General features: G+C 68.6%; 5 protein-coding genes and 1 pseudogene. All 6 read right to left on the bottom strand.

Annotated elements, in window-relative coordinates; translation table 11 throughout:
• Positions 1-95 precede the first annotated feature (95 nt).
• Positions 96-2,420 (bottom strand): annotated as a pseudogene (locus tag ACEN88_RS15800) (bifunctional salicylyl-CoA 5-hydroxylase/oxidoreductase).
• The gene (locus ACEN88_RS15805; RefSeq protein WP_413341036.1) at positions 2,417-4,033 is read right to left on the bottom strand and encodes an AMP-binding protein; all 1,617 of its coding nucleotides are present in this window, start codon (positions 4,031-4,033) and stop codon (positions 2,417-2,419) included. Before ACEN88_RS15805 ends, ACEN88_RS15800 begins: the two are co-directional and overlap by 4 nt.
• A gap of 48 nt (positions 4,034-4,081) precedes the next feature.
• Positions 4,082-7,243 (bottom strand): efflux RND transporter permease subunit, encoded by a 3,162-nt coding sequence (locus ACEN88_RS15810; protein WP_413341038.1) that lies wholly within the window; start codon positions 7,241-7,243, stop codon positions 4,082-4,084.
• Positions 7,240-8,730 carry an efflux RND transporter periplasmic adaptor subunit gene (locus ACEN88_RS15815; RefSeq protein WP_413341039.1) on the bottom strand — a complete coding sequence of 497 codons (1,491 nt, stop codon included), beginning with the start codon at positions 8,728-8,730 and terminating at the stop codon, positions 7,240-7,242. Before ACEN88_RS15815 ends, ACEN88_RS15810 begins: the two co-directional genes overlap by 4 nt.
• A complete protein-coding gene (locus tag ACEN88_RS15820) occupies positions 8,727-10,022 on the bottom strand; it encodes a TolC family protein (protein ID WP_413341041.1) in 1,296 nt (431 codons plus the stop codon). The genes ACEN88_RS15815 and ACEN88_RS15820 overlap by 4 nt, the downstream gene beginning before the upstream one ends.
• Positions 10,023-10,097: 75 nt before the next feature.
• Positions 10,098-10,490: a hypothetical protein gene (locus ACEN88_RS15825; RefSeq protein WP_413341042.1), complete on the bottom strand. Its 393-nt coding sequence runs from the start codon at positions 10,488-10,490 to the stop codon at positions 10,098-10,100.
• Positions 10,491-10,852 lie beyond the last annotated feature (362 nt).

Genomic DNA, 10,852 nt, shown 5'->3' on the forward strand with positions numbered 1-10,852 from the left:
AGACGCGCCCGCGCGTGCAAGTCATTCGGCGATCGCGAGGCCGATGCCGCGGCTGGCACCCGTCACGACCGCGTGCTTTCCCTGTAATGTCTCCATCAGCCCTCCGCCTGGCGTTCGCGTTTCATATTCCGTTCCAGCTGCGCCTTCCCGGCCAGATACTGCTTCGGCCACGCGACCGCCGTGACGCCGATCCGCGCCGCTTCCGCCAGCGTCCACGCGGGATTCGCCAGGTGCGGCCGGCCCACCGCGCACAAGTCCGCGCGCCCGGCCGCGATGATGCTGTTCGCGTGGTCCGCCTCGTAGATCGAGCCGACGGCGATCGTCGGAATCCCGGCCTCGTTGCGGATGCGGTCCGCGAACGGGGTCTGGTACATGCGGCCGAACACGGGCTTCTCTTCCTTGCTGACCTGGCCCGACGAGCAATCGATCATGTCCGCACCCGCGTCCTTGAACAGGCGCGCGATGTGCACGGCATCCGCGGGCGTGATGCCGCCGTCGACCCAGTCGTGCGCCGAGATGCGCACGCTCATCGGCTTCGCGGACGGCCACACGGCGCGCATCGCGCGGAACACGCGCAGCGGATAGCGGCAGCGGTTTTCGAGACTGCCGCCGTACTTGTCCTCGCGCCGGTTCGTCAGCGGCGAAATGAACGACGACAGCAGGTAGCCGTGCGCGCAATGCAGTTCGAGCCAGTCGAAACCGGCCGCTTCGGCCGCGAGCGTCGCGCGCACGAAGTCCGCTTCCACCCGCGCGAGATCCGCTTCCGTCGCGGCACGCGCGACCTGCGAGATGCCCGGCAGGTACTGTTGATCCGATGCCGCGATCAGCGGCCAGTTGCGGCCCGGGAGCGGCTGGTCGATGCCGTCCCACATCGGGCGCGTGGAACCTTTCGGGCCGGCATGGCCCAGCTGGATGCCGATGCGCGCATCCGTCCGGCCGTGCACGAAGGCCACGATGCGCTGCCACGCCGCCGTGTGTTCGGGCGCATACATGCCCGGGCAGGCCGGCGTGATGCGGGCATCGGCCGACACGCACGTCATCTCGGCCATCACGAGCGCCGCCCCGCCCATTGCCCGGGCGCCCAGGTGCACGAGGTGGTAGTCGCCGGGCACGCCGTCGACGGCCGAATACTGCGCCATCGGCGAGACGACGATGCGGTTCTTCAGGAACACGTCGCGCACGCGCAGCGGCGTGAACATGGGCGGGACGTGCGTGTTCTCGGGCAGCGCCACGCCTGCCTGCGCGCACGCACGGCGCGCGAACCAGTCTTCGAAATGCGCGACATAGCCAGGGTCGCGCAAACGCAGGTTCTCGTGCGAAATGCGCTGGCTGCGCGTGAGCATCGAGTACGCGAACTGCTCCGCGTCCAGCGCGCCGTAGCGCTCCACGTTCTCGAACCACTCCATCGAATTGCGCGCGGCCGACTGGATCTTCAGCACCTCGACCGAGCGGCTCGCCTGGTACTCCTCCAGCGCCGCGCGCACGTCGCTGCCGTGGTCGCGCATGCAGCGCGCCAGTTCGATCGCATCTTCCAGCGCCAGCTTGGTGCCGGACCCGATCGAGAAGTGCGCCGTGTGCGCCGCATCGCCCATCAGCACGACGGGCAAGCCGCCGTTCCAGTGCACCCACTGCTCGCAGACGATGCGGGGGAACGCGATCCAGATCGCGGCCCCGCGCAGGTGCGTGGCGTTCGACAGCAACGGATGCCCGTCCAGGTGCTCCGCGAACAGCCGCTCGCAAAAGGCGATGCCGGCTTCCTGCGGCATGTCGGCCAGGCCCGCGCGGCGCCACACGTCTTCCGGTGTCTCGACGATGAAGGTGGACGTGTCGTCGTCGAACTGGTAGATGTGGGCCTGGAACCAGCCGAACGCCGTCTCCTTGAACACGAACGTGAACGCATCGAATTTCTTTTTCGTGCCGAGCCACACGAAGCGGCAGCGGCGCGTCTCGACCGACGGCCGGAACGTGGCCGCATGGCGCGCCCGCGTGCGGCTGTTGATGCCGTCGGCCGCGACGACGAGGTCGGCCCCATAGCGCGCGGCGACGGCCTCGTCGTCCTGCACGTCGGTCTCGAACACGAGCTCCACGCCCAGCTCTTCGCAGCGCTACTGCAGGATGTTCAGCAGCCTTTTGCGCCCGATGCCGCAGAATCCATGGCCGCCGGACGTGATGCGCTCGCCCTTGAAGAAGACGTCGATGTCGTCCCAGTGATTGAACGCCTGCAGGATGCTGCGCGCCGTCGGCTCGTCGGCCGCGACGAGGTTGCCGAGCGTCTGGTCGGAGAACACGACGCCCCACCCGAACGTGTCGTACGGGCGGTTGCGCTCGACGACGACGATGCGGTGCGCCGGATCCTGCCGCTTCATCAGCAGGGCGAAATACAGGCCGGCGGGCCCGCCGCCGATGCAGACGATGTTCATGACAGTCGCAGTTTGTAGCGCTGCAGCTTGCCCGTCTCCGTGCGCGGCAGCCTGTCGGTGAAGCGCACGGCGCGCGGATATTTGTAGGGCGCGATCTGCGCCTTGACGAAGTCCTGCAGCATGCGCGCCGTGTCCGGTGTCGGGTCGAACTCCGGCTTGAGCACGACGTGCGCCTCCACAATCTGGCCGCGCTCCTCGTCGGCCCGGCCCACGACGCCGCACTCGGCGACGGCCGGATGGCGCAGCAGCACCTCTTCCACCTCCGCGCCGGCGATGTTGTAGCCGGCCGAGATGATCATGTCGTCCGTGCGCGAGCGATAGTAGAAATAGCCGCCGGCGTCCGCTTCGTAGCTGTCGCCCGTCAGGTTCCAGCCGTCCAGGACATAGTCGCGCTGGCGCTCGTCGGCCAGGTAGCGGCAGCCCGTCGGGCCCTTGACGGCCAGCCGTCCGACCACGCCGGGACCGACCGGCGCGCCGTCGTCGTCAAGAATGCACGCGCGGTAGCCGGGGACCGGCTTGCCGGTCGCCCCGGGCCGGATGTCGGCGCCGCTCGCCGAGATGAAGATGTGCAGCAGCTCCGTCGCGCCGATGCCGTCGATCATGGCGATGCCGGTCGCCGTCTTCCAGGCATTCCGCGTCGCCAGCGGCAGCGCCTCGCCGGCCGACACGCACTTCTGCAGGGAGCGCAGGTCGTAGCGCGGGACGAGGGGCGTCATCTGGCGGTAGAACGTGGGCGCCGTGAAGCAGACCGTGGCCTTGTACCGCTCGATCGCGGCCAGCAGGCCTTCCGGCACCGGCTTTTCAAGCAGCACGCCGGCCGCGCCCACGCGCAGGGGAAACAACAGCAGCCCGCCCAGGCCGAACGTGAAGGCCAGCGGCGGCGTGCCGATGAAGACGTCGTCCGCCTGCGCGCCCAGCGTGTGCGGCGGGAAGCAGTCGCAGATCGCCAGGATGTCGCGGTGGAAGTGCATCGTGCCCTTCGGGACGCCCGTCGTTCCGGACGTGAAGGCGATCAGGCAGACGTCGTCCGCGGCCGTGTCCACGGGTGCGAACGGGGCAGCGTGGCGGGCCATGCGCGCTTCCAGGCCGTCCGGATCCTGGAAATACATGACGCGCGGGTGCCCCGCCACCTGATCGAGTTCGTCCGCGAGCGGGCGCGCGCACAGCACGGCGTTCACCCGCGCCCTGTCGAGGATGATGCCCAGCTCGCGCGCCCGCAGCAGCGGCATCGTCGGCACGGCCACGAGGCCGGCCTTGAACACGGCGAGGATCGCGGCCGCCATCATCGGGCAGTTGGCGCCGCGCAGCAGCACGCGGTTGCCCGGCACGAGGTTCAAGTCCGTGCGCAGCACGTGGGCGATGCGGTCGACGCGCTGCATGAGATCGGCGTAGGTCCAGGTCACCGTATCGCCCACGATGGCGGTGCGCCCGCCCCGTCCGGCCGCGACATGGTGGTCCAGCAGTTCCGCCACGCAATTCAGCCGCGCGGGATACTGGAGCGCGGGCAGGTCGAACACGAGGTCCGGCCACAGGTCGACGGGCGGGAGATGATCCCGCGCGAACGTGTCGACATGGGCCGAAGGACTTGACTCTGCAGCGGACAAGCTCGTCATGAAGCGCCCCCGGAGAAAAGATCGTCGGTACCGGGAGATACTTTAAGCCTAAAGTATTTCGGGACGCAAGCCGGGTTGCATAGACAAGCGCATTCTCCGCCGGCGCAGCAGCAGATACACGGCCGGCACCACGAACATCGACAGCAGCGGCGCCGTGATCATTCCGCCGACCATCGGCGCCGCGATCCGTTGCATGATCTCCGAGCCGGTCCCGCCGCCGATCATCGCCGGCACGAGGCCGCCGACGATCACCGCGACCGTCATCGCCTTCGGCCGCACGCGCAGGACCGCCCCTTTGCGGATCGCCTCGACGAGCTCGGCCTCGCTGTCCCTGCCCGCGGCAAGCCGCGCGTCCCAGGCCTGCTTCAGGTACAGCAGCATGATCACGCCGAACTCCGCCGACACGCCCGCCAGCGCGATAAAGCCGACGCCGCTCGCCACCGACAGGTTGTGCCCCAGCAGCCAGAGCAGCCAGGCGCCGCCGGCCAGGGCGAACGGCAGGGTCGCCATGATCAGCGCGGCCTCGTCGAGCCGGCCGAACGTCAGGAACAGCAGCACGAAGATGATGGCCAGCGTCGCTGGCACGACGACCTTCATCTTCGCGAGCGCGCGTTCCAGATATTCGAACTGCCCGGACCAGGACACCGAATACCCTGCCGGCAGGCGCACCTCCTGCGCGACGACGTGCTGCATGGCGCGCACCGCTGACGTCAGGTCGCGTCCCCGGACGTCGACGTACACCCAGCCGGACAGGCGCGCGTTCTCGCTCTTGAGCATGGGCGGCCCATCGGTGAGGCGGATGACGGCCACGTCGCCGAGCCGGATCTGGGCGCCCGCCTCGGTGAGCAGCGGCAGCGCGCGCAGCTTTTCCAGCGAGTCGCGCACTTCGCGCGGGTAGCGCACGTTGATCGGAAAGCGCTGCAAGCCTTCCACCGTCTCGCCGATGTTCTCGCCGCCGACGGCAGCGGCGATCACGCCCTGCACGTCCGCCACGTTCATGCCGAAGCGCGCCGCAGCCGCGCGGTCGATCCGCACGTCCATGTAGCGCCCGCCGTTCAACCGCTCGGCGAGGGCCGACGCCACACCCGGCACCTTGCGCACTGCGGCCTCGATCGCGCCCGTGATGCGGTCGATCTCCTGCAGATTCGCGCCCGCCACCTTGATGCCGACCGGGCTTTTCACGCCGGTCGCCAGCATGTCGATCCGGTTGCGGATCGGCGGCACCCACACGTTGGACAAGCCCGGCACCTTGACGACGCGGTCGAGCTCCTCGACCAGCTTCGCCGGCGTCATCCCGGCGCGCCACTGCTCGCGCGGCTTGAACCGGATCGTCGTCTCGAACATCTCGAGCGGCGCGGGATCGGTCGCGGTCTCCGCCCGGCCCGCCTTGCCGAACACGATGTCGACCTCGGGCACGGTCTTGATCAGGCGATCCGTCTGCTGCAGGAGTTCGGCCGCCTTGCCGATGCCGATCCCCGGCAGCGCCGACGGCATGTACAGCAGGTCGCCCTCGTCCAGCGGCGGCATGAACTCGCCGCCCAGCCGGCTGACCGGCCACACCGTCGCGAGGACGATGCAGGCCGCAACGACCAGCGTGGTCTTCGGGCGGCGCAGCACGACGTCGAGCAGCGGCCGATACGCGCGGACCAGGAACCGGTTCAACGGGTTGACGTCTTCGCGCGGAATCCGGCCGCGGATGAGATACCCCATCAGCACGGGAACGAGCGTCACCGCGAGGCCCGCGCTGGCCGCCATCGCATAGGTCTTGGTAAACGCGAGCGGCGCGAACAGCTTCCCTTCCTGCGCTTCCAGCGCGAACACGGGGATGAAGGACAGCACGACGATCAGCAGGGAGAAGAACAGGGCCGGCCCGACCTCGACCGCCGCCGCTTCGATCGCCCGCCAGTGCGCGGCGCCGTCGAGCCGTTCGCCGGGATGCCGGTCGTGCCAGGCCTCCAGGTGCTTGTGCGCGTTCTCGATCATCACGACGGCCGCGTCGATCATCGCCCCGACCGCGATCGCGATGCCGCCCAGCGACATGATGTTCGCATTGACGCCCTGGTACAGCATGACGGTGTACGCGGCCAGGATCCCCAGCGGCAGGGAAACGATGGCGACCAGCGCCGAGCGCACGTGGAACAGGAACAGCGCACAGACCACGGCGACGACGATGAACTCTTCGAACAGCTTGTGCTCCAGGTTCGTCACCGCCCGTTGGATCAGGCCGGAACGATCGTACGTCGTCACGATCTCGACGCCCGCCGGCAGGCTGGCCTTGAGCCGGGCGAGCTTCGCCTTCACCGCATCGATGGTGGCGAGCGCGTTCTTCCCCGAGCGCATGACGATGATGCCGCCGGCGACCTCGCCCTCTCCGTTCAGCTCCGCGACGCCGCGCCGCGTCTCCGGCCCGACCTGCACGCGCGCCACGTCGCCCAGCTGCACCGGCACACCGCCGCTACCGGTCGCCAGCGGAATGTGCCGGAAGTCGTCGAGCGAAGCCAGATACCCGGATGCGCGCACCATGTATTCGGCCTCGCCCAGTTCGAGCACCGAACCGCCCGCCTCCTGGTTCGCCTTGCGGACCGCGTCGATCACGCGCGCATGCGTGATGCCGTAGGCGCGCAGCTTGTCCGGGTCGAGCTGGATCTGGTACTGGCGCACCATGCCGCCGATGCTTGCCACCTCCGCCACGTTCGGCACCGTCTTGAGTTCGTACTTCAGGAACCAGTCCTGCAAGGCCCGCAGTTGCGACAGGTCGTGGCGGCCGGTGCGGTCGACGAGCGCATATTCGTACACCCAGCCGATGCCCGTCGCGTCCGGCCCCAGCGACGCCCGGGCCTGAGGCGGCAGGCGCGATTGCGTCTGGTTCAGGTATTCCAGCACGCGCGAGCGCGCCCAGTAGGGATCGGTCCCGTCCTCGAACAGGATGTAGACGAAGGAATCGCCGAAGAACGAGTAGCCCCGCACGCTGCGCGCGCCCGGCACCGACAGCATCGTCGTCGTGAGCGGATAGGTGACCTGGTTCTCGACGATCTGCGGTGCCTGGCCCGGATACGTCGTGCGGACGATGACCTGCACGTCGGACAGGTCCGGCAGCGCATCGACCGGCGTGCGCTGCACCGCCCAGATGCCCCAGGCCGCGAGGCCGAACGTCGCGAGCAGCACGAGGATGCGGTTCGCGATCGACCAGCGGATCACGCGCGCGATCATTGGCCGCCTCCTGATGCGGTGCGCGCGATCGCGACGATCTCGAACCCGCCCTTGTCGCCCTTGCGGAATTCGAACTGCACGGTGTCGCCAGCCTTGACGTCATGCGGCAGTCCGCCCGCGGGCGCCGCGAAGCCCATCGTCATCGCTGGCCACTTGAGGCTGGGGACCGGCCCGTGCGAGATCGTCACCTCGCCGCCGGCGATGCGCTCCACCTTGCCGGTCGCGCGATGGATCGCCGCTTGCGCCGGCGCGGCGGGCGCCGCGGCACCGAGGCGTTGCAGGGTACCGCGCAGGCTCGCCTCGGAATCGATCAGGAACTGACCCGACGCCACGACCTTCTGTCCCTCCGCCAGGCCTTCGAGGACTTCCGTCTGGCCGTTTGCCTCGGCCCCCGTGACGATGTCCGCCGGTGCGAACCTGCCGTCGTCGGACACCGTGATGACGACCGTGCGTGCGCCCGTCTCGATCACGGCCTCCGCCGGCACCAGCAGCGCATCGCGTCCGCGTGCCGGTACCATGTGGATCGTCGCGAACATCCCCGGCACCAGTTTGCCGCCGGGGTTGGCCAGTTCGATGCGTGCCTTCAGCGTGCGCGTGGAGGTGCTGACCTCGGGCAGCAAGGCCTCGACCTTGCCGTCGAATGCCATGCCGGGGAAAGCGGGGCTCGTCGCCCGTACAGCCATACCGGGCCGGACCTGCGCCGCCGCACTCTCCGGCACTTCCGCATTCACCCAGACCGTGAGCAGGCCGTTGATGCGGAACAGCGGCGTCCCCGGCACCACTGTCATGCCCTCGCGAACCGACAGTTCGCTGACGACACCGTCGGTGGGCGCCGTGACGGCGATGCGCGGACTCACCTGCGACCGCGCGCTGACCTGCGCGACCTGCGCGTCCGTCATGCCCGCGAGTCGCATCCGCTGCCGGGCCGCGTCGAGCAGGCCCGCCGTGTCCGCGCCGTCCGGCATGCGCTTGACGGCCAGGTACTCTTCCTGCGCCGCGACCCAGTCGGGCGCGTACAGCTGGAGCAACGGCTGTCCCTTGCGGACGGGATCGAGCGGCGCGCGCACGAACAGCTTTTCCACGTAGCCGCTGCTGCGCGCCTGCAGCTGGACGAGATCGCGCTCGTTGAACGCGACATTGCCGACGACATCGAGCGTGCTCGCCAGCGTCCCCTTGCGGACCTCGGCGATCCGCATGCCGAGGTTCTGCCGGACGCCCGGGCTGACGACGACGCCGCCTTGCGCCTGGCCTTCATCGGCGTACACCGGCACCAGCTCCATGTCCATGAAGGGCGACTTGCCGGGCTTGTCGAACTTCTGGCCCGGTACCATCGGGTCGTGCCAATACAGGACTTTGCGTCCCGTCTTGTCGACTGCCGGCGCCGCGTCGTGCGCGCCGGCCCGCAGTCCCAGGCGATACGCGCCGAAGCCGGTCGCCGCGAGCACGGCCAGCGCGCCGAGGAGGGAAAAGACGATGCGACGGCTCATGGCTGTGCCTCCGGATGGTTGCTCGGCGTGAGAAAGTTCAGCTGGGCCCAGCGCCTGGCCGCCTCCGCGTCCAGCTGTAACGCCTGCAGCCGGACGTCGAGCTCATTGCGGCGGGCCGCCAGCACCTCGGCCAGCGCCGCCTTGCCGCCGCGGTAGGCGGCCAGGACGGCCGCGCTCTGATCAAGAGCGAGAGGCACGAGCTCGCGCCGGTAGCGGGCCAGGCGCGCGCGGATGCTGCGCCACTCGTCCAGCATCGCCCGCACTTCCGCCGTGTGGGCCCGCAGGCGCTCTTCGCGCTCGTCCCGGATGCGGTCGGCCTGCAGGATCTTTGCCGCGAGCTCGCGGTCCTGGCGGTGTTTCCTGTCCCACTGCAGCGGCAGCGACACGCCGACGGACACCATGTTCGAATACCCCTGCCCGCGCTGCTGCAGCGACACTTCCACGGTCCAGTCGGGATGCCGGTTGGCCTCGGCAAGCCGGGCTTCCGTGCGCGCAACGGCTTCCTCGCGATCGAGCACGGCGATGTCGGGATGGTGGGCAAGCTGGGTGTCGAGGGCATCGGGGTCGAGGCGGATGCGGTCGATGTCCGGCAGGCCTGCGGGTGCAACGTCGACGTCCGGACCGACCCAGCGCGCCAGGGCCAGCCGGGCCGTCCTGACGCGGGTGTCGGATTCGTCGACCTTGTCCTGCGCGGCGCCGATCCGACTGCGGGCCGCGAAGACATCGCCCTGGCTGCCTTTCCCGGCGCGATAAGCTGCTTCGGCGGCTTGCAGGTCGAGGTCGGCCTGGCCGACCTGCTGGCGGATCAGATTGTCCATCTGTCGGGCGAAATACAAATCGATCCAGGCCTGGGCGGTGTCGCGTTCGATGCGCACGACCTCCACGTCCTTTTCGGCGGCGGCCTTGTCGGCCGCACCTTCCATCCCGGCCGCGCGCAGTCTGCGCTTGTCGGACGCGGTGAGCTCCTGCATGACACCGATGCGGCGCATGGTCATGAAGTCGGTACCGATGTTGTAGCGGTCGGCGCCGCTGACCGGCAGATTGTCGATGCCGGCGCGCAGGACGGGATCGGGCTGACGGCCGGCCGCAACGGCCAGTTCGCGGGCGGCGGCGATGGCGGCATCCTGCGCCGGGATTGCGCGCGAGCGCGCCAGCGCACGCTGCTGCGCTTGTTCGAGCGTCAGCCCGGCGGCGGCCTGCGCTGGTTCATACGGTAAAGCGAGACTCAGCGCCAATGCGAGCGCGAGGACCGGGGCGATCGCGTCGCGCCCGGTGAGGTCGAAGAATTGCATGTGATAGCTCCGGAGTGCGAAGAACGGCACCGCCACGGGATTAACGTGGCGGAACGGGGACTTGGCAACGGGAGGCTATAGGCGGAAACAGCAGTGGCGTATCGCGATCGGTGGCGATGTGCCGGAGGCGTGCAGGAAAACGAACGGCGGATTGGATCTCTCCGCGCCATGGTCGGGCCACAAGAGCGGCAGCGCGATACCTGTCGCGACGAACGGCATGACCGAAGGCGCGTCGGGCTTGTCGAGCGACGGCGTTTGCTTGTGCGCGTGTTCGTGGCACAGGGTTGGGCTTTGCCGGTCGGCCTCGGGGCAATTCACCATCGGCTGGCCGGAACGGTCCAGCATCGGCGTGGTACGCGCCGGGATCAGGTTTGGACACGCGTAGGCGGCCACGGCCAGCTGCATGAACAGCAGGCTGATCAGAGCGATGATGGCGCTCAGGAGGCGGGTTTGGCGTGGGGGGCGCATGGGACGATGTCGGATTCCCTGCATTATAGGGCATGATTGGAAGAAAAAGGCCAGCATCGCGCGGGCCCTTTACTGCGATCCGCCATTTCAGTTCAACGTCGTGTCCATAGCTGCACTAGACCTACGCCGCGCGCTCGATTTTGGCCTCCGGAGGCGACTGAAAGCAGATAAGCAAGGAGGCTGACATTGTCCTCATTTGTCGGAATGGTGCTGCAGGAAGGGTCGATAATCCCTGCCGTCTCCTTCCGTTCAAAAGTCACCTCACAAATTAAGACCCCATATGCTCTAAGTAGTCGCCCAATTTTTGCTGTCAAAGCTAAATTGATCACGCAGCAGGGGTTGGGCGATGAAGCACTTGGAGT

The organism is Massilia sp. CT11-108 (assembly GCF_047302915.1).
In the GTDB taxonomy this organism is placed as follows: Bacteria; Pseudomonadota; Gammaproteobacteria; order Burkholderiales; family Burkholderiaceae_D; genus Telluria; species Telluria orientalis.

Bases quoted from the DNA above. Each gene is read 5' to 3' on its own strand.
- ACEN88_RS15805 (WP_413341036.1), bottom strand. From the start codon at position 4,033: ATGACGAGCTTGTCCGCTGCAGAGTCAAGTCCTTCGGCCCATGTCGAC.
- ACEN88_RS15810 (WP_413341038.1), bottom strand. From the start codon at position 7,243: ATGATCGCGCGCGTGATCCGCTGGTCGATCGCGAACCGCATCCTCGTG.
- ACEN88_RS15815 (WP_413341039.1), bottom strand. From the start codon at position 8,730: ATGAGCCGTCGCATCGTCTTTTCCCTCCTCGGCGCGCTGGCCGTGCTC.
- ACEN88_RS15820 (WP_413341041.1), bottom strand. From the start codon at position 10,022: ATGCAATTCTTCGACCTCACCGGGCGCGACGCGATCGCCCCGGTCCTC.
- ACEN88_RS15825 (WP_413341042.1), bottom strand. From the start codon at position 10,490: ATGCGCCCCCCACGCCAAACCCGCCTCCTGAGCGCCATCATCGCTCTG.